Raw genomic sequence first — 20,685 nt, 5'->3', positions numbered from 1 at the left:
TAATAAATGTTATTAATTTAAATATAACTGAAGGTACAGAATGAACAAAGAAATAGCTTTAAGTCACCATCACAAAATGAATAAAAAAAATAGAATAAATAAAAATATATTTCAACTCTCCCTTGTTGCATCCGCGTTACTTTTTTCTGGATATTCCGTTGCATATTCAGAAGCTGGACAATTAGGTGATACAAAAAGTTGGGAAAGCCAAGAATATCAAAAAGATTGGGGCTTGGCGGCCATGAATGCCTCTAGTGCTTATGCACTTGGTTTCCATGGGCAAGGTGCCAAAATCGGTGTAATGGACTCTGGTGCATTATTGTCACATCCAGAATTGAATGATGCACGGTTTCATGCTGTGAAAGCCAAAGGCCAATATGGTTCAACTGGCATGCGTTATCCTCAGGAAATGGGGGGACATTATGAAAAAGGCCAGGCCTTTGATGTTGATGGAGGTTGGATCAAAGGTGTGAATGATACACACGGAACACATGTTACAGGTACCGTAGGCGCAAGCCGTGATGGTAATGGTATGCATGGTGTAGCGTGGGGAGCTGATGTTTATTTAGGAAATACTGGCGCGACAGATAGCAATAACTACGGTCCTTATCAAGATTACACTTATTTCTACACTGGCTGGAAAGCCATGGTCGATGCTGGAGCTCAAGTTATTAATAATAGTTGGGGAACAAACCCTCGAATTGTTAATACGGTTCCAACTAAAGGACCTGATGGCGGTAATACAACCGTACACATGCCTGTAGATACCACTGCGCAAACTGAATATGAATATTTCTACTTTAAAAAAGTCTATGGTGATAAACCTTCCTTTGTTGATGCGGCTTATGACGCAGTAAAAGGCACTAACGTTGTACAAGTATTTACAACCGGTAACCGTGACTTTGCTCAGCCTTATTATCGCCCTCTTTATCCTTACTTTAATCCTGAAGCAGAAAAACATTGGATTGCGGTTGCAGGCCTGAAACAGAATGCGGACAAGTCGGGTTATGAATTAGAAAAAATCTTCAATGAAGCGGGTAATGCGAAATGGTGGACAGTTGTTGCACCAGGTCGTTACATTTATTCGTCAGTTGTTGATGAAGAAGGGAATGCAGGTTGGGATACTTTTAGTGGTACATCAATGGCAGCTCCTCACGTTACGGGTGCCATGGGTGTATTGATGTCACGTTACGAGTCAATGAATGCGATGCAAATACGTGATGTGATGTTTACAACGGCTAACCATCATAATCCAGATGGTTCTTTATATGATAGCTGGACTGCAGCAGAAGGAACGCCTGACGTGCGCTATGGTTGGGGTACTCCGGATTTAGATAAAGGGATGTATGGTCCGGGTCAATTCTTAGGTAAATTTGAATACAACTTAAGCATGACCCCACTTGATGTTTGGACAAATGATATTTCACAAACTGCGTTAGATTTACGTGAACAAGAAGATCTCGCATGGTTGAAGGAATATACAGATAAAGGCATTGCAGCTGGTGGTGATTACAATCTAGGGACTGATTTTGTTATCAACGATGGTAATCCAGATCCAACGTCTCATATTGTTAGTAAAGAAGATGCTGAAAAATGGCGTAAAGAGTATTACCAAAAACGAGCTGATGCTATTCAAGCTAAAATTGATGCTGGTTTATATGACGGCGCTTTAGTTAAGAAAGGTGAAGGTACCTTAGTGATGACGGGCGATAATACTTATCGTGGTGGTACAACAGTCGAGCAAGGTACTTTATATGGCTTTACTGAATCATTTGGTACAGAAGCAGTTAATGTTAATGGTGGCAAATTAGGTGTTATTGATCGCTATAATGATACTTTCACTCAACAAGGCCAATTAGCATCAAACGAAAACCACAAAGCCAATATTAATATCAACGATAAAGGCACGTATTTAGTGACTGTTGGGCATGATGTTAATGTCGGCGATATGTCCTTAAATAAAGGGGCAAGTTTAGATATTGGTGCTGATAGTGAAGGTCAATTAAAAGATATTTACCTTAATAATACCGTTGCAACAGGTACTGTTAATGCAGAAAATTTAGTTGATAATCGTACTAAAACTAAAATGTTAGCGAATAACAACCCAGATAGTGATTACGCATTATTTAATAAAAATGTTTCTGTAAAAGACAACACCATTACAGGCACATTAAGTAAAAAGGAAAATACGTCTTTAGCGACTTTTGCTAATAATGAAAATGGTCGTTCTATTGCCAATGCTTTAGATAATACAGGTAGTGGTGATTTATTTAATGCTGTACTTCCTATGAATGAAAGGGATCTGAATAAGACCTACGGATCATTAGGTAGTGATATGTATTTAAATGCCAACAGTGCGAGTGTGGTAAATGTGTTAGGGTTAACTCGTACAGTGAAAGATCAAGCCATGGGTATTGGTCAAGGTCGTTATGCTACATTGGATAACAGTAACGCACGTATTTGGATGACAGGCATTGGCCAATGGGGTAATGCTGATTATGGTCATAGCAATATGGATGTTGATTTCTATGTCGGCTTATTAGGCGCAGAAATTGATGTGACTGAAAATACCAAAGCTGGTCTCTTCTTTGGTGCCGGCTCAACCAAATATAAAGGTAATGAGCACGGTAAAATAGACAGTAACGATATCCATATTGGTGCTTATGGCGTGTCTAATTTATATGATGTGGCTTCATTAAACTATGGTTTCACACATACTAACCAAGATAGAGATGCCAAAAGAACACTTTGGGTAGGAAAAAATGCAGGTTATAACTCAACCAGTTATGATGCAAAAATTACTCAAATTTTCTTAGAAGGTGCTTATACTCAATTTAATACTAATCAGTACTCTATTGAGCCATATGCAGGATTTAGTTGGTTGCGTGTATCAACCGATGATATCAATGAAAATGTCGGTAATATGAAATTTACCACCAAGACTGATTCACAAGATATTCAAGTCGGTACTATCGGTTTACGTGGTGGATATCCATTTATGGCTGGCAGCATTAATATGGCATTAAAAGGCGATATTTCTGCAAGTCATTTATTTGGCGATAACCGTCCTGAATCACGTCTATTCTTATCAAATTCTGGTGATGCAACATTGCGCGGTGGCAAACTGGATAATCTGTTTGGTGTTGGTTTCGGTGTTGATGCGCAATTAAGCAAATCAACCACTTTCGGGCTTTCTTACCAAGGCCAATATAATAGTGATGTAAGCTCAAGTGGCATTAATGCAACCCTAAAAATTAATTTCTAATTATATTTAGGTTGTTTTCTATAAAAGGTCTTTAGTGATAAGGGCCTTTTTTTGTATGAATATACAGATAAATAAAGGAATGTATTGCTATGAAATAAGGAGTTATTATGCATATAAACGAGACTAAATTTAAAATTAATCAAGTAGACGATTTTAATATAAACAAAAAAGAAAAATACAAAATAAAAAATGAAATTAATAGTATATTAAACGTTTTTAGTCATTTTTATGTGGTTGAGAGAAATGAAAATTTTTCATCTAAATTATCTTTTTTTATAAAAAAAATATTTAATTTAAAGACGAGTTTGGTTTTTTTGTTAGATAAAAGTCAGCATGCTAAGTTGAATAATTTATCCACTCTTTTTTGTGGTGATGAAAAAATAGAGTTTAAGAATTGCAAATTAATAAATTCTGACTTTATTAGTATTAAAAGAGAAGTATTAGATTCTTTATTTTTAAGTTTAAATACGGCAATAAAAAATGATTCTCATGATAATGCTAAAAAAATAATACAAACCTATCTTTATGATAAATCTAAAACAAAAGGAGATTTCATTGCTATACTTAGCATCTCTTTAGATTTGATTAATCATTATCAAAAAGAAAAATTTGAACAATTGAGTAGGCATAGTTCAGAATGTTCTAGTATGTGAGATTATATTAAACCTAGCTATAAACAGCATATTGACATGGCATTAAATTATGCTTGTAAAGAGATTAATGGAAAAAAATCTACTAAAATGGGTAATTCAATAATTTACTTGGTTAATACAATGCATAATATTTATTCTATGGAAATGGAGAAGAGATTTATTATAAATATAGCTAAATGTTTTATTGGTAAAACGGTGAAGTATAATGTTGGAAATTATAATAATGATAGTTTTACAAAAATGATAATAAACCTCTTGATAAATAAATTAAAAAACAATGAAGGCGTTAAGGAGTTTGTCGATAATATGCTTGGTTCTGGATTGTTAGATTATAATGATATCATTAAAGAAAAAGAAAAAACAGCAGAGGATGAATGCTATATATCTGATTACAATAAAAAAATAAAGAATGTTTTTAGTGAAAATATAAATAGTGATGAAATTAAAAACAATATAGCGAAGGTTATTAGAGATAATTATGAGATTATTTTAAGCCAAATGAAAAATAAGTCTAATTATCTTGAAAACGAAAGGGTTTTACTGGGTGTTATTGATTATTTAAAGAGTGAAAATAATTTTAATTTAAATTTAGTATAATGAGTTATTCCTCTTTAATGAAATTTATTAAAGAGGTTTTTTAATTTAACTCAACGCGACTTTAATCCCCAAACCAATCAATACTACACCGAGTACTTTATCGATACTTTTTTGGACTTTATTAAGTACCTTTCTGACTGGTGAACTTTGGATTAATAAAACGAGTGAGGGCCAATAAACGATAGCTAATCCCCAGATGATAAAGGCATACCACAGTTTTTCACCAATACTTGAATCAACACTTAGCACTTGTGTGAAAACGGCAAGAAAGAAAAGGGTTGCTTTCGGATTGAGTAGGTTACACAAAAAGCCTTGCATAAAGGCTTTTTTAAAGCTGATTTGTGAATGCTGTGTCGCTTTCTCATCAATCGTATGATTAGATTTTGAGAGTAAGCTATGAAAACCAATCCAGAATAAATACACGGCCCCAGCATATTTTAAAATGGAAAAAAGCCAAGGTGTAGTGGTGATAAGTACAGCAATACCGGCAACACAATACGACATATGCACAAGTAATGCAGCTACAATACCCATTGCGGTCATCATTGCAGCAGAGCGTTGATAACGTGCCGCATTTTTTACAACGAGAAAAAAGTCAGGGCCTGGTGAGATCATACCAAGTAAAGCAATTGTAAAAACGACTAAAGAAGTTTCAAGCATAATAGCGCCTTGCATATAACAATATTATAATGATTGAATCTTATATGATTAAGTTAACACTTCGAGTATAAAGCAATTATTTATTATCTAGGAAGCATAATTTGTATCGACTCAGGTTTTAGCTTTACGTATAGTGTGAGCAGTTTTTTTCCCATCTTTACCCGTAGGTGTGTAAATGAATATTAGTTTAATCGCAGCATTAGCGATGGATCGCATTATTGGTATGGAAAAGGCAATGCCTTGGACATTACCAGGTGACCTCGCATGGTTCAAAAAGAATACGCTAAATAAACCCGTTATTATGGGCCGGGTGACTTATGAATCTATTGGGCGTCCTCTACCGAATCGCCTCAATATTGTGTTAAGTAGCCAACCAGGAACAGATAGTGAAGTTGTTTGGGTGAAGTCTGTAGAAGAAGCTTTGCAAGCCGCTGAAAATTATGACGAAATTATGGTTATCGGTGGTGGTAAAGTGTATGAGCAATTTTTACCTATGGCTAATACACTCTATCTAACACACATCGATGCTGAAGTAATTGGTGATACCACATTCCCTGATTATGAGCCTGATGAATGGGATTCTACTTTTATGGAATATCATGAAGCTGATGAAAACAACTCTCATAACTACTGCTTCGAAATATTAAAAAGAAGAAAATAACAAGAATTAAATAAAAAGGGAGATTAAATATCTCCCTTTTTATTATTCCTATATTATTAATATAAGAATAATAAAAAATAAGATTTATTATACCAACTAAGAATTTTATTTATAAAACTTATTATTTAAACGTGATCATTATTTATATTTTAATAAACTCATTTTATAAGAATAATGTATGAGATATTAATCAATATATAGATTTTTTATTCTCAATATTGTGGTTTTTTCTGCTTATTTCGTATCGAAAAAAAATAAGTTATTGATTTATAGGTGGTAATTTTTATTATTTTTTTTGGTGTTCGTTTTTATATAAGAAATGTTCTTTTTAGTATCAAAAAAACAAATTAGGTAAAAATAAGTAGGGTGGAATGAGTAAAGCGCAAAATTGAGTTTTTTACTTTTTGCGCTTGAAATGAAGATAATGACGAGAGTTACTTTGGTGCAGATAGGCTAGCCTGAGTGAAATATTGTTTATCTTCCCAGCGCAAGCAAGTGAGGTTTCCTCCCCAGCAACACCCAGTATCAAGAGCATATACATTATCAGGAGTGCCTTTTCCTTCAAGAGAGGCCCAATGGCCAAAAATAATGCTATAACCTTCCGGAAGTTGACTTGGTAAATCAAACCAAGGTTTTAATGGTGCAGGGGCTTCTAATGGCTTGTCTTTACAAATCATATCCAATTGACCATTAGGAAAACAGTAGCGCATTCGAGTGAATGCATTGGTACTAAAGCGTAATCGTGCTAAACCAGTAAGTTCTGGTGACCAATTATTGGGTAGATCTCCATACATTGAATTAATAAATAAAGGATAGCTATCACTACTTAAAATGGCTTCGACTTCACGGGCACACATTTTTGCAGTTTCTAAATCCCACTGTGGTGTGATCCCTGCATGCGCCATAATAATTTTCTTTTCTTCATCAACTTGAAGCACAGGTTGGCGTCTTAACCAATTAATTAACTCATCTACATCTGGAGCATTGAGTAATTCATTAAGTTTATCTCTTGGTTTATTTCGGCTAATTTTTGCAAATACACCTAATAGATGAAGGTCATGATTACCCAAAACAAGTTTTAGAGAAGAGCCTAAGCTTTTTACAAAACGTAGCACTTCAAGTGAGTCTGGTCCTCGAGCAACAAGATCACCCGTTAACCATAATGTGTCCTGTGTAGGATCAAAACTCACTTTATCAAGAAGGTGGCGCAGTTCATGGTAACAGCCATGAATATCACCAATTAAATAAGTTGCCATAATTAATTTATCAATGTTGGAAGTGCAAGGCGGAAAACAGGGATCTCTATTTGAAATAATCGACCGTCAGTATCAATCATTTCATAATGGCCTTCCATTGTTCCCATCGGTGTTTCAAGAACGGCACCACTGGTATAGCTGTAATGCGTACCGGGTTCAATCAGTGGTTGTTCACCGACAACACCTTCACCTCGAACTTCTGTCGTATTACCTTGTGCATTGGTAATTAACCAGTAACGGCGCAGGAGGCGAATTGCACATTTATTCAAATTATGAATTGATACCGTATAAGCGAATACATAGCGTTCATCTTCAGGAGATGATTGGCTTTCGATGTAAACACTTTGTACTTGTATCGCCACTTTTGATGAGGTGAACATAATGCCTCCTGTCTCTGGCTTTATCTTATGCTTGAGTATCTTGCTTTTGTGATAACCAGTTTGCCACTTTACAGTATTGCTCAACAGAAATATTTTCTGCGCGAGCAGTCGGGTCGATCCCCAGAGCAACCATATCTTCTGCTGTTAGCAATCCACCTAAACTGTTACGCAATGTTTTGCGTCGTTGGTTAAATGCTTGAGCGGTAATACGGCTTAGCATTGCAATATCCGTAACTGGATATGGCTTTTCTTTGTAAGGGATCAAGCGAACAACGGCTGAATCCACTTTTGGTGCTGGTTTAAATGAAGTAGGTGGAACTTCAAGTACAGGAATGATTTGGCAATAATATTGCGCCATCACACTTAAGCGTCCATAAGTTTTGCTACCGTGACCAGCAACAAGGCGATTAACCACTTCTTTTTGCAACATAAAGGTCATATCAGAAATAGCATCAGCAAAACTGAAAAGGTGGAACATAAGTGGAGTGGAAATATTATAAGGCAAGTTACCAAAGACACGCAGAGGCTGCTGACGTTCTTTTGCTAATTGTGCAAAATCAATTGTCATTGCATCTTGCTGAATAATGGTCAGCTTGTCTTTTAATGTAGGATGAACTTCTAAACGAGCAGCTAAATCACGGTCGATTTCAACTACTGTCATTTTATCCATTCTCGCGCCAACGGGTTCTGTGATAGCGCCTAAACCGGGACCAATTTCAACAATGGCCTCACCAGGTTGTGGATAAATAGATTCAACAATACTTTCAATAATATAGCTGTCTGTTAAAAAGTTCTGCCCGAAGCGTTTGCGGGCAAAGTGCCCCTGATGGACTCTATTATTCATTACAATTTTGTATCATATTAATGGCTAAATTTAATGCGGTGCAAAAACTGCCAGCATCTGCGCTTTTTGTACCTGCTAGCTCAAGGGCTGTGCCATGATCAACAGAGGTACGAATAAAGGGAAGACCGAGTGTTATATTCACTGCACGACCGAAACCTTCATATTTTAGCACAGGTAATCCCTGATCGTGATACATCGCTAGTACAGCATCAGCATGCGTTAAATATTTAGGCTGAAAAAGGGTATCAGCAGGATAAGGCCCATGGAGGCTAATGCCTTGCTGACGTAATTGTGTTAATGCAGGCTCAATAATATCAATTTCTTCACGCCCCATATGGCCACTTTCCCCAGCATGAGGATTAAGGCCACAAACATAAATTTGAGGTTCTGCTATGCCAAATTTAGTTTTTAAATCATGATTTAAAATGGTGATAATTTCATGCAGTAGTTCACCTGTAATAGCATCGGCGACATCTCGTAGAGGCAAATGTGTGGTTGCTAGCGCGACTCTTAATGTGTCTGTTGCTAACATCATGACCACACGTTCACAGTGACTACGATCGGCAAAAAACTCGGTGTGTCCTGTGAAATGTACACCCGCATCATTAATAATTCCTTTATGAACGGGGCCAGTTACTAATGCAGAGAATTCGCCATTAAGACAGCCATCACAAGCACGAGCTAATGTTTCTACAACGTATAACCCATTGCGTGCATCTAATGCACTTGGAATAACATTGGTATGAAGTGCAATAGGGAGTACACAAATTTGGCTTGGAGTGTGTGCTTGAGGTGGTGTGGCAGGATCGTATTCAACTAATGAAAGAGGCAGGTTTAGTAATTCTGCTCTTGTTTTAAGTAACTGAGGATCAGCACAAACAACCCAAGGTAAATCCCAATTCATTTGTGCTAATGAGATAATCAGGTCAGGACCAACCCCGGCTGGTTCGCCGGGGGTGATAACAAGTGGTTTTATTTGCTTAGTTTGCATTATTCTCGTTCATTATTTTCACATAAGCCCCTACTCGTAGCTCTTGCATCCAGTTTTGTACTTCTTCATTAAACTTACGATTAAAGAGTAAACGGTATGCTTGTTCTTTATTAGCTGCATCTGTTTTATCAACACTACGTGTGTCTTCTAATTCAATTAAATGCCAGCCAAAATTTGAACGAACAGGTTGGCTTAATTCATTTTTATTTAAGCGCATTAACGCATCGCGGAATGCTGGATCGTAAACGTCAGGCATTGACCATCCTAACTCACCACCACGTAATGCTGAACCTGGATCTTCAGAGTATTCTTTTGCTGCATCAGCAAAGCTTATTTTGCCACTGCGAATATCGGCAGAAATTTGCTGTAATTTGGCATAGGCTTGCTCATCATTCATGATTGGAGAGCTTTTCAGCAGAATATGACGACTTTTAACTTCGGTGACAGAGAGTGTATTTGAGCCACCACGAATATCGTTTACTTTAATAATGTGTAAGCCGACACCAGAGTGAAGAGGCCCTACAATTTGCCCTTTCTGTGCATTAGCTAATTCTTTTGCAAACAGTGTTGGTAGTTCATCAATAGATGCCCAACCCATATTACCGCCATTTAAAGCTTGTGGATCAGCCGAATAAGTTGCTGCTAATTTACCAAAATCAGCACCATTTTTAAGTTGATTCATTATGCGAGTAATGACTTGTTTTGCTTTTTCCATTTCTGCTGGCGCTGGGTTTTCTGATAATGGAATTAAAATATGGCTTAAATTCAGATCAACACTTTGGCTTGCTTGGCTTTCAATTTGCTTAGCAAGAGAATCAACTTCTTGAGGCAAAATTGTAATACGGCGACGAACTTCATTGTTACGTACTTCTGCCAGCATCATTTCTTTGCGAATATCTTGGCGATATTCGTTGTAAGAAATGCCATCAGCTAAGAGGCGTTTTTTCATTTGATCAAGTGAAATTTTATTTTCAGCGGCAATACCTTGAATGGTAGATTCTACCGCTGCATCAGGAATATCAATTTGCATTTGCTGTGCCATTTGCAAAATGATGTTATCCATCACCAAACGCTCTAGGATTTGTTGGCGAAGAACTTGCTCATCAGGCATTTCCTGACCCGCACTTTTTGCGTTCATTTTGACAGTCTGTAGCATTCTATTGACGTCACTTTCTAGAACGACACCGTTATTGACGATAGCCGATACACGGTTTAATTCTTGTGCAGCAAACGTTGTTGAGCTGGTAGCTGCACCGACCGTGATCATTAAGCCGATAAACAGCGTTTTCCAATTTTTCATAAGTTTCCCATTATGTGTTTTCCGCATCTTGTTGCGGGATGACATATTTATTCAGCCAATTCCGTAGTCTGATTAAATCAGAATGCTCTTTGATAAGGTAAGATACCGCGTTCAAGCATTTTCTGGCTACCCAAACTATGATTGTTACTTAGGCCTCTGAGTTCCACGTTGATTGACCATTTATTGTCAATATCACTGTGGTCAACTTTCCAGCCAACAATTTTTCGTTCATAACCGACGTTCACAGCCCAGCAACAGGTATTATATTGCACACCAACCATCTGGCTAACAGGTTCGGATTCTTTAGTATCAAAGTAATAAGCACCCACAAGACCCCAGCGTTCCGCTAATGGCCAACTGCCTACAACACCGACTTGCGAAATACCTTTTTGGTATTCAGGAAGTTTATTAATACCACCATCGTAAGGGCGAACACGCGTTGCTTGAATATAATCACGATCAACATAGCGATAACTCAATTGTAGAAGGTGATCGCTATCGGCGCGATATTCCATAATCGCATCACCCATTGATACGCTACCTAAACGACGGTCATATTGTAAACCACCACGCATACCCACAGTATCAGTGATCCGCCAGTAGGCATCACCCGCCCAGACCATTGAACCTGTTTCATCTTTACTATTAATGATTTCGTTACCAGTTGAAGAAGGTCCTGTTCTTGGGCGCTCAAAGAAGTAGATTTGACCTACAGAAACGTTAAAACGTTCAACCAATTCGCTATCATAAAAACGCGAAGTTACACCGGTTGTTAATTGGTTTGCAGAAGCAATGCGGTCTAAACCACCATACATTCTATCGCGGAAAAGCCCGCCATAGTTTGACTGTAATAACGCGGAGTCAAAGTTATTGATATTAGACTGATCTTTATAAGGGACATAAAGATATTGTACTCGTGGCTCAAGGGTTTGTGTAATGTCATTAGTCTGATATTGACGCTCGAAAACCACTTTCATATCAGATTTAAACTGTGGTAATACCCGATTAACACTGTCATCTAATTGGTTAGGATATCTTTTCTTATAAGCATCTGGAATGTCCTGATCGTAATGAGTTGCCATTACTTTCAGTTCATTATTAAAGCTTGCCCAACCCGTAGATGCAGGGAGTGAAATCGTTGGCTCAATATGGAAACGATTTGCTTCAGGTGTATTCTCACCCACGCTGGTAAAACGTACAAACTGAGCATAAGTTCGGAAATCAAATGGCCCGACATCATTCTTATAATAATTCAGATCAAGTTGTGGCTCGGCACGATAAGCTCTTGCATCTTTATTATCAGAGAAAATTTGGAACTGTTTAGTGGTTAATGTGGCATTCCAGTTTTGTTGTGCATAACCCGTACTAAATTTTTGAGTGGCATAACCATCGGTGGTATTACCATATTGTGAGGTAAAGTCGGTAAAATATTTATTATCACTCACTTTTGTGTAGTCGGCATTGAATCGCCACACATTATTCATGACACCACTATGGCCCCAGTAGAATAACCAACGTGTGGCGGTATCACGAGGAAGATAGCCTGCTTTATTTTCTTCTTTGTCTTTATTGTATTGGCTATCGTGATTAATCCAATCTACAGCGATGGTACCGCGTCCCGGCGTTGTTAAATAACGAAATTCGTTATCTAATTTTAAACCACGACGGCTAATATAATTAGTTGTAATAGTGGCATCATAATTAGGGGCGATATTCCAATAGTAAGGGAGTTGGAAATCAAATCCTGAACTACGAGAATAGCTTCCGTTTGGAATTAAGAAACCAGAACGACGTTTATCACCGATAGGTAATTGAAGATAAGGGCTGTAAAAAATAGGGACATTAGCAACACGAAAACGTGCATTCCAAATTTCAGCAACTTGTTCTTCACGGTCTAAAATAACCTCAGAGCCGACAACGCTCCAGCTATCATCGCCAGGTAAACAAGAAGTGAACATCCCTTTATCCATAATGGTATAGCGGTTCTCGCCACGCATTTGCATCTTGTCGGCATAACCACGGCCTTGGCGGCCAACCATCTGGTAATCACCTTGCTCAATATCCGTATCTTTATTATTAAGATTAGACCAAGCACGAGGGCCTTTTAAGATAATTTGAGGATCATCATAAGAGACATTTCCTGTCGCGGTCACCATTCTTAATGGCGTCTCTCCCTCAGTTTGTGTCAGTTCAACACTGTCTGCACTTAAGGTTTGGTTTCCCTGTTTAATATCAACATCACCTTTATATTTGATCATGCGAGGATATTCACCTTGCATATCATTTGCAGTGATAGTGACAGGCAAGTTATTAGGATCGCCCTGTACTAATGGTTTGTTATAAACGGGGACTCCCAGTAAACATTGGGAGGCAAGATCAGCATAAGCAGGCTGACCGTATATTGTGGCCCAAACTAAGGTGGCCAGCAGTGTGGGATAACTTTTTTTCATAAGTATTTATGTGCTTCCGTCATCAGTGGCTTCATGCTGATAAACAGCCAGAAACTAACGCAGGGAGTTATGCGACACCAGCCCAACGTTCTGAACATTGTTCTAACGGTAACCGAAAAATAGGCGTAAACCTCATTTTTTCGATGTTTCTGTGTTGAAATAGGGTTATAGCCTTATTAGAAACAAAAAAACACCGCGCTGATGCGGTATTTCGTGCGGTCTAATAACGCTAAAGTTATTCGTTTGGTCACTCATTTTACTTTAACACAATTTAAACGAAAACAGCATTACCTCTGTCCAAAGAGAAACAGTAAATCTCTTCATTTTAAGAAAAAGTCTATTTAGACGTCGCTTGGTGTTAGGTGTGCAAGCAAATGAATAGTATGATAATGCAAAATTGCAGGCAGAGCATTGAAGATTTGAGGAGTCTATGCGCTATTGGGGAAAATTATTAGGCCTTATCATCGGTAGTTTTGCGGGGGTAGGCTTCTGGGGTATTGTTATTGGTGTTTTTCTTGGACACCTCTATGACATGCAACGAGGTAAATTAGGAAGTGGTGGGCGCTATACTCGTGATAGACAAGCTTTTTTCTTTGCTGCGACTTTTCAAGTTTTAGGACACCTAACAAAATCAAAAGGGCGAGTCACTCAAACGGATATCTCACTTGCAAGTGAATTGATGGATAGGATGAATTTACACGGAGTAGGGCGTCAAGCTGCTCAGCAAGCATTTAGAGAAGGCAAATCACCAGATTTTCCCTTAAGAGCTACCTTGCAACGTGTTCGACAAATTTGTGCTGGCCGTCGTGACCTACTTCAGATGTTTCTGGAAATTCAGTTACAAGCGGCTTTTGCCGATGGCCAATTGCATCCGAATGAAAGAAAAATGCTGTTTATCATTATTGATGAGCTGGGTTTTTCGCGTGCGCATTTTGAACATATATTAGCAATGATGCAGGCTGGCCAAAATTTCCATTATCAAAATAGGCAAGGATATCAGCCTCAACCTCAAGGGCCAACACTCTCTGACGCATGTAAGGTACTTGGTGTTAAGGAGAGCGATGATGTTAAAACCATAAAAAGAGCTTATAGAAAATTAATGGGAGAACATCATCCAGATAAACTTGTAGCAAAAGGTTTGCCACCAGAAATGATGGAAATTGCAAAACAAAAAGCACAGTCCATACAAGTTGCTTACGATTTGATTAAAAAAGAAAAAGGATTTCGTTAACATCTTGTAAAAGAAGATGAGAAAAGAGAGAATTATTCCGTGATAGAGATAACTTAGGTTGAGTTGAGTTTATTATTTATCACGGTAAAATATAAGTGAAATTTAATTATTTCATTCTCTCTTCTCTTAAAAAAGGAACTATATCCATGTCAAACGTCCGTGTTCTTGTTGGGGTTATGGGATTAGCGCTTTGCCTGCTCCTTGCTTCATTGAGTTCAGTGACTGTTTTAGTGTCATAAGACATTAAAAATCGGCAAGGCATTCAAAATGTATCGGGGATCGAAAAGCAGGATGCGTAATAAATAATTCCTGAGCATGTAACTGCAGGCGAGGAGCCATCGCTCTTGCCTGCGGATGTGCATAAAAGCGATCCCCTAAAATAGGATGCCCCAACGCTAACATGTGTACCCGCAATTGATGTGAACGCCCCGTAATTGGCGAGAGTTTGACTCTTGTCGCATTCTCTTCATACTCCAGCACCTCATAAAAAGTTTGCGCTGCTTTTCCCGTTTCATGACAGACTTTTTGTTTTGGTCGATTTGGCCAATCACAAATTAATGGTAAATCAACCAATCCTTCTTCTTTTTCGATATGCCCCCATACGCGAGCAATATAGGTTTTTTTCGGTTCACGTTCACGAAATTGACGTTTTAGCTCACGCTCAGCATCTTTATTTAGTGCAACAACAATGACGCCACTGGTTGCCATATCTAAACGATGCACACATTCGGCATTAGGAAAATCAGCTTTAATGCGCGACATAATACTGTCGTTATGCTCTGGCGCTTTGCCCGGCACAGATAGTAATCCACTGGGTTTATTGACGGCAATAATATGCTCATCTTGATATAAAATATGTAACCAAGGATCAGTCGGCGGGTTATAAACTTCCATCATGGTGGATATCTCATCAAAACAACGGGGAGCAAAAGACTCCCCGCTTTAATGGTAATTATTGGTGGGTAACAACAATTAAACGTATTGAATCTAAGCGCCAATTTGCTTCATCTAAATGATTAAGAATATGGGTACGCTCATTTTCAATCGCTTCAACTTCATCATCACGAATATTTGGATTTACAGCGCGTAAAGCCTCTAGGCGTGATAATTCATGTGTTAATACGCGATCAGCTTCTTCTTTCGCTTTTTGAATAAGCCCTTTCGCTTCGACTTCCATTAATGGTTCAGAGGCTTTGAGTACATGGTGTACTTCGCTTTGTACCGCATTGACTAGTTTGCTAGAAGTATGACGGTTAACCGCATTTAATTGGCGGTTAAAACTTTCAAACTCAACTTGAGAGGCTAGGTTATTACCTTTTAGATCAAGTAATAAGCGAACTGGTGTTGCAGGTAAGAAACGACTTAAGTGAAGATGTTTAGGCGCTTGTGCTTCTACGACATAAATCAGTTCAACTAATAGCGTTCCTACTGGTAATGCTTTATTTTTTAATAAAGACACTGCACAGCTACCAGTATCGCCTGATAGGATCAAATCTAAGCCATTACGGATAATGGGGTGTTCCCAACTGATAAATTGGGTATCTTCACGAGATAGCGCTTGCTCTCTATCAAATGTGATAGTGCAACCATCTTGTGGTAAGCCCGGGAAATCAGGCACTAGCATATGATCAGATGGCGTTAAAATAATTAAGCTGTCACTACGATCTTCTTGGTTAATACCAACGATATCAAACAAATTCAACGCAAAGTTAACTAATTCAGGATCATTATCTTGAGCCGCAATTTCACCCGCTAATTCAACGCCCACTTCACCACCATTAGAGTGCATTTCTAATAGGCGGTCACGGCCTTGCTCAAGTTTAAGTTTCATTTCATCATGTTGTTTACGACAAGCGGCAATAAACTCATCAAAGTCTGCTAATTCATTAGGCTGAGCAAGATAGTTAACAAGTGCATCATATTTGCTGTCATAAATAGTACGACCTGTTGGACAAGTATGCTCAAAGGCATCTAAGCCTTCGTGATACCAGCGCAATAAGACGGATTGAGCCGTACCTTCAAGATAAGGAATACTAATATCAATGTCGCGATTTTGACCAATTCGATCGAGACGACCAATACGTTGTTCTAGTAAATCAGGATTAAATGGCAGATCAAACATGACCAGTTGATTTGCAAACTGGAAGTTACGTCCTTCTGAGCCGATTTCAGAACATAATAGAACCTGTGCGCCTTCTTCTTCAGACGCAAAATATGCTGCAGCGCGATCGCGTTCAAGTAAAGACATTCCTTCATGGAAGACTGCCGCACGAATAGCTTCGCGCTCGCGTAAAACTTGCTCTAGTTGCAATGCGGTTGCCGCTTGCGCACAAATAACCAGAACTTTTTCATTGCGATTTGCAGTTAAGAAACCAAGTAACCATTCAACACGAGGATCAAAGTTCCACCATGTTGCGTTTTCACCTTCGAATTCTTGGTAAATACGTTCAGGGTAGAGCATCTCTTTTGCACGAACTTCGAGGCTCTTTTTCGCCGCCATAATTTCGGCAACTTTAATCGCTGTTTGATATTGTGTTGGCAGTGGCATTTTAATCGCACGAAGTAGGCGATTAGGGAAACCTTTCACACCAGAGCGTGTATTACGGAATAACAGACGCCCCGTTCCGTGCCTGTCCATTAACATATGAACAAGTTCTTGGCGAGACTTAGTGCGGTCTTCGCCTTTGGTATTTGCCGCTTTCAGCAATGGTTCAACATCTTGCTCACTAATCATTTCACTGATGATATTTTGTTGTTCGGTATTTAAATCATCTTCTGATAGCAAAATAGTGACAGCATCGGCAACAGGACGGTATTTTTGTTGCTCATTGATAAATTCGTTATAGTCATGGAAACGACTTGGATCAAGCAGACGTAAACGAGCGAAGTGGCTTTCTTGACCTAATTGCTCAGGTGTTGCGGTTAATAGCAACACTGAAGGAATAGATTCAGCCAACTCTTCAATTACTTGATATTCACGGCTTGGTGCGTCTTCACTCCACACAAGGTGATGAGCTTCATCGACAACCAGCATATCCCATGTTGCTTCAACGAGATGTTCAAAACGTTGCTTATTTTTACGCACAAAATCTAAAGAGCAGATGATCATTTGTTCTGTTTCAAATGGGTTATCGCTATCTAACAAGGATTCGCTATAACGGCTATCATCAAACAGTGAAAAACGCAGATTGAAACGGCGTAACATTTCAACTAACCACTGATGTTGTAAGCTTTCAGGCACGATAATTAACACACGCTCAGCCCGACCATCCATTAACTGTTGGTGGATAATCATACCCGCTTCAATGGTTTTACCCAGACCCACTTCATCCGCTAATAAAACGCGAGGGTTATGACGTTTACCCACTTCATTGGCAATGTAAAGCTGATGAGGAATAAGGCTTGCACGAATGCCACGTAAGCCACTTTGTGCTTGTTTAAATTGTTCGCTTAAGAATTTACGTGCGCGATAGCGTAAGGCAAAGCGATCCATACGATCAATTTGGCCTGCAAAAAGGCGATCTTGTGGTTTATTAAAAGTGAGTTTGTTATCTAAGAACACTTCACGTAATTGCGCAGGCTCTTCGGTGTCTAAACGTACACCTTGATAGATAAGAAGGCCATTATCTTCTACAACGTTATCGATGGCGAGTTTCCAGCCTTCGTGACTGGTGACAGTATCTCCCGCATTGAACATCACCCGCGTTATTGGAGCATCATGACGGGAGTAAAGGCGGTTTTCGCCACAGGCAGGAAAAAGTAAGGTCACCATGCGGGCATCAACTGCCACAACAGTACCCAGTCCAAGCTCGCTTTCAGTATCGCTAATCCAACGTTGACCAAGAGTAAAAGGCATATATATAAACTCAGCTCTCAAATATATAATTTAGGAATTATTAATGAATGCAGTATTGCGGTGTTGTCATTAAAATTTGTGGGATAAAAATGCCTGTTCTTGAAACAAGAAAAGTTAATTATCACCAAAGGGGCGTTATGTTAATAGATGCAAAGCAAACCGTCACCTGCAAAATGACACATCTTAAAATGTCAGCGTCAATTGTCCATTTAACAAGGTTGAAAAATCATCTTGTATAAAAGGCAGGATAGCATCTGCAATCGGCATTAACTGCTTATTGATATAGTGTTCGTAATCAGGTGCAGCGGTAATGTGCTCTAATGGTTCAGGTCCCAAGAGGGTAATTATATAACTAATCCAACCGCCTTGCTGATATTGTTGAGGTCTATTTTGGGATAAATTATATTCGTCAGCTTTACGTGCAGCTTTAACATGAGGGGGAACGTGGTGCTGATATTCTGATAATTTTCGACGTAACCGTTTACGATACACTAATCTATCATCATATTTTCCCGCAAGCGTATCTGCGACATAATCACGAATAAACTGCTGGTAAGGTTGTTGATGAAAAATACGAGTATAAAGCTCTTGTTGAAATTTCTGAGCAAGAGGTGTCCAATCTGTTCTGACGGTTTCTAATCCTTTAAACACCATCTTATCATTGCTTAATCCCGCATAACGCTTTTTACTGCCTGTTTCCATACCTCGAACGGTTGGCATTAAAAAACGACGATAGTGTGTTTCATACTCTAGCTCTAATTTGCAATCAAGTTGATAGGTTTCAAAAAGGTATGTTTTCCACCATTGGTTAACCTCTTGTACTAGATGATGCCCAATTTGTTGTGCTTGTTGCTCAGTATGTGGCGATTTAAGCCAAACAAAAGTAGAGTCCGTATCACCATAAATAACTTGATAACCCTTATCTTCAATTAATGCTCGCGTTCTTTTCATAATCTCATGGCCACGTAAGGTAATTGAAGACGCCAGACGAGGATCAAAAAAACGACATCCCACTGAGCCTAAAACACCATAAAAAGCATTCATAATAATTTTGAGGGCTTGAGAAAGCGGGGCATTTTTATGTAATTTTGCGTTATCTCTTTCGTGCCAAATTTGCGACACAATAGTGGGTAAACAGTGCTTTTCCCGCGAAAACCACGCTTGGCGAAAACCAGGAATAGACAGTTTTTCATTAGGTTGATGTGTTCCTTCAATCATTCCAACAGGGTCAATTAAAAAAGTACGAATAATTGAGGGATAAAGGCTTTTGTAATCAAGCACAACGACCGAATCATATAAACCGGGAGTAGAGTCCATAACAAAGCCACCGGGGCTATGTTCTTCAGGCTTTTCTCCTTGATTAGGGGCAACATATCCAATGCGATGCATAGAAGGGAGATAGAGGTGTGTAAACGCGGCTACGGAGCCTCCACTTCTATCAACAGAAAGTCCTGTGACACAAGCTCTTTCTAATAAAAACGCCATAAGAGATGTGGCATCAAAAATGCGGTTTACTAAAACACAGTCTTGCCAGTTATAGTAGGCTAACGCAGGCTTATCTTCTTTAAAACGCCGATTAATTTCATCCATTCTGGCATAAGGTGTATCAATGGCTTTACCTTCCCCTAATAGGCTTTGCGCGACTGATTCTAGGCTAAATGAGGAGAAGTTCCATGTAGCCATTTTCAGAGCTTCAATACCGTCAATAATTAAGCGACCTTGTGCTGAGGCAAAGAAATGTCCTTTTTTAAAGCTATGCTCTCGCCACTCCAATGGATTATTTTGACGACCTAGTAACAAGCTCACGCCATAACGCTGAGCATGGGTATGTAAAATACGTAAATCGAATTGAATTAAATTCCAGCCAATAATGGCATCGGGATCGTAATGCTGCATCCATTCATTGAGCTTTTCAATTAGACGTAAACGGCTACTGACATAACATAAACGATAGCTTTCAGGCTGTAGGTGTTCACTTTCTGCCGGGACATTATCTGTCAGCATAAACACAACATTATCGCCACAACCCGCAAGTCCAATAGAGTAAAGTTCACCGAATTCGCTGGTTTCAATATCTAAAGATACTGTTCGCAATGTAGGACGATAATCAGGAGCAGGTTTTAGTGTCACGGTATTGTTTTGTTGATAACGAAACCAAATTGGTGCGGTGATAAAACGCTCCATCATATAACGTTCATGAGGGCGTATATCGGCCTCATAAAGACGTATGTGGTGCTCTTTGAGTTGTTGTTCTAGTTGAACGAGTTGTCGGTACTGTTTGCAGTAGATACCAAAAACCGGCTGCCTTTCAAAGTCTTTTAAATCGAGAGGGCGAATTTCTATATCAGGATTTTTATTAATGAGTGAGCGTAAAACAGTTTCATGTTGGCGGGCTACAAAACCGATAGCGCGTTGCATAGGAACAGTAATTTTGCGTGGACCATTATCCGTCGCCAACCAATAAGAGACGACAATACCTTTTGGTGTGTCGCTCCAGTGGCGAGTAAGAATAAAGCCTTGTTCCGTATGACCAATCATGAG

General features: G+C 38.8%; 15 protein-coding genes. 5 read left to right on the top strand and 10 right to left on the bottom strand.

Annotation, left to right across the window (positions count from 1 at the left end; genetic code table 11):
• Positions 1–40 precede the first annotated feature (40 nt).
• The 3 genes from pta (at position 41) to ABN256_RS14650 (ending at position 4,515) form a co-directional block, all read left to right on the top strand.
• The gene (gene pta / locus ABN256_RS14660; protein WP_349439641.1) at positions 41–3,265 is read left to right on the top strand and encodes an autotransporter Pta; all 3,225 of its coding nucleotides are present in this window, start codon (positions 41–43) and stop codon (positions 3,263–3,265) included.
• 107 nt (positions 3,266–3,372) lie between these two features.
• Positions 3,373–3,918, top strand: a complete 546-nt coding sequence (locus ABN256_RS14655) for a hypothetical protein (RefSeq protein WP_349439640.1) — start codon at positions 3,373–3,375, stop codon at positions 3,916–3,918.
• Between the two features lie 36 nt (positions 3,919–3,954).
• On the top strand, positions 3,955–4,515 hold the full coding sequence (locus ABN256_RS14650; protein ID WP_349439639.1) for a hypothetical protein: 561 nt from the start codon (positions 3,955–3,957) through the stop codon (positions 4,513–4,515).
• Positions 4,516–4,560: 45 nt separating this feature from the next.
• On the opposite strand, the gene ABN256_RS14645 is transcribed toward ABN256_RS14650, so the two are convergent.
• Entirely contained in the window at positions 4,561–5,175 is a 615-nt protein-coding gene (locus ABN256_RS14645) for a LysE family translocator (protein ID WP_197269901.1), read from the bottom strand.
• Between the two features lie 175 nt (positions 5,176–5,350).
• Here ABN256_RS14645 and folA point away from each other — a divergent pair, with 175 nt between their 5' ends.
• A complete protein-coding gene (gene folA / locus ABN256_RS14640; protein WP_196554724.1) occupies positions 5,351–5,836 on the top strand; it encodes a type 3 dihydrofolate reductase in 486 nt (161 codons plus the stop codon).
• Positions 5,837–6,270: 434 nt separating this feature from the next.
• Here the strand turns inward: folA and apaH are convergent, their stop codons facing one another.
• The 6 genes from apaH to lptD are packed head-to-tail and all read right to left on the bottom strand — an operon-like array spanning position 6,271 to position 13,057.
• Complete coding sequence (apaH, locus tag ABN256_RS14635; protein ID WP_197269902.1) at positions 6,271–7,092, bottom strand: bis(5'-nucleosyl)-tetraphosphatase (symmetrical) ApaH; 822 nt, start codon at positions 7,090–7,092, stop codon at positions 6,271–6,273.
• A 2-nt stretch (positions 7,093–7,094) separates the two neighbouring features.
• Positions 7,095–7,472, bottom strand: a complete 378-nt coding sequence (gene apaG, locus ABN256_RS14630; protein WP_109409103.1) for a Co2+/Mg2+ efflux facilitator ApaG/CorD — start codon at positions 7,470–7,472, stop codon at positions 7,095–7,097.
• A gap of 25 nt (positions 7,473–7,497) precedes the next feature.
• Positions 7,498–8,316, bottom strand: a complete 819-nt coding sequence (rsmA, locus tag ABN256_RS14625) for a 16S rRNA (adenine(1518)-N(6)/adenine(1519)-N(6))-dimethyltransferase RsmA (RefSeq protein ID WP_115350151.1) — start codon at positions 8,314–8,316, stop codon at positions 7,498–7,500.
• Positions 8,309–9,307: a 4-hydroxythreonine-4-phosphate dehydrogenase PdxA gene (gene pdxA / locus ABN256_RS14620; RefSeq protein ID WP_196554722.1), complete on the bottom strand. Its 999-nt coding sequence runs from the start codon at positions 9,305–9,307 to the stop codon at positions 8,309–8,311. Before pdxA ends, rsmA begins: the two co-directional genes overlap by 8 nt.
• On the bottom strand, positions 9,297–10,634 hold the full coding sequence (surA, locus tag ABN256_RS14615; protein ID WP_072070045.1) for a peptidylprolyl isomerase SurA: 1,338 nt from the start codon (positions 10,632–10,634) through the stop codon (positions 9,297–9,299). Before surA ends, pdxA begins: the two co-directional genes overlap by 11 nt.
• A gap of 50 nt (positions 10,635–10,684) precedes the next feature.
• Positions 10,685–13,057: an LPS assembly protein LptD gene (gene lptD, locus ABN256_RS14610; RefSeq protein ID WP_196554720.1), complete on the bottom strand. Its 2,373-nt coding sequence runs from the start codon at positions 13,055–13,057 to the stop codon at positions 10,685–10,687.
• Positions 13,058–13,487: 430 nt separating this feature from the next.
• Between lptD and djlA the strand changes: the two genes are divergently transcribed.
• Positions 13,488–14,288, top strand: coding sequence for a co-chaperone DjlA (djlA, locus tag ABN256_RS14605; protein ID WP_196554719.1), 801 nt, complete (start codon positions 13,488–13,490; stop codon positions 14,286–14,288).
• A gap of 243 nt (positions 14,289–14,531) precedes the next feature.
• Here the strand turns inward: djlA and rluA are convergent, their stop codons facing one another.
• The 3 genes from rluA to ABN256_RS14590 form a co-directional block, all read right to left on the bottom strand.
• Positions 14,532–15,185: a bifunctional tRNA pseudouridine(32) synthase/23S rRNA pseudouridine(746) synthase RluA gene (gene rluA, locus ABN256_RS14600; RefSeq protein WP_164526714.1), complete on the bottom strand. Its 654-nt coding sequence runs from the start codon at positions 15,183–15,185 to the stop codon at positions 14,532–14,534.
• Between the two features lie 55 nt (positions 15,186–15,240).
• Positions 15,241–18,144 (bottom strand): RNA polymerase-associated protein RapA, encoded by a 2,904-nt coding sequence (gene rapA, locus ABN256_RS14595; protein WP_349439637.1) that lies wholly within the window; start codon positions 18,142–18,144, stop codon positions 15,241–15,243.
• A gap of 183 nt (positions 18,145–18,327) precedes the next feature.
• Positions 18,328–20,682 carry a DNA polymerase II gene (locus ABN256_RS14590; RefSeq protein WP_197269907.1) on the bottom strand — a complete coding sequence of 785 codons (2,355 nt, stop codon included), beginning with the start codon at positions 20,680–20,682 and terminating at the stop codon, positions 18,328–18,330.
• Positions 20,683–20,685: the final 3 nt, after the last annotated feature.

This window comes from Proteus sp. fly-1008 (genome assembly GCF_040140305.1).
Lineage (GTDB): Bacteria > Pseudomonadota > Gammaproteobacteria > Enterobacterales > Enterobacteriaceae > Proteus > Proteus vulgaris_B.
The sequence above is the reverse complement of the archived record's forward strand: the minus strand, read 5'-3'. Positions and strand labels throughout refer to the sequence as shown.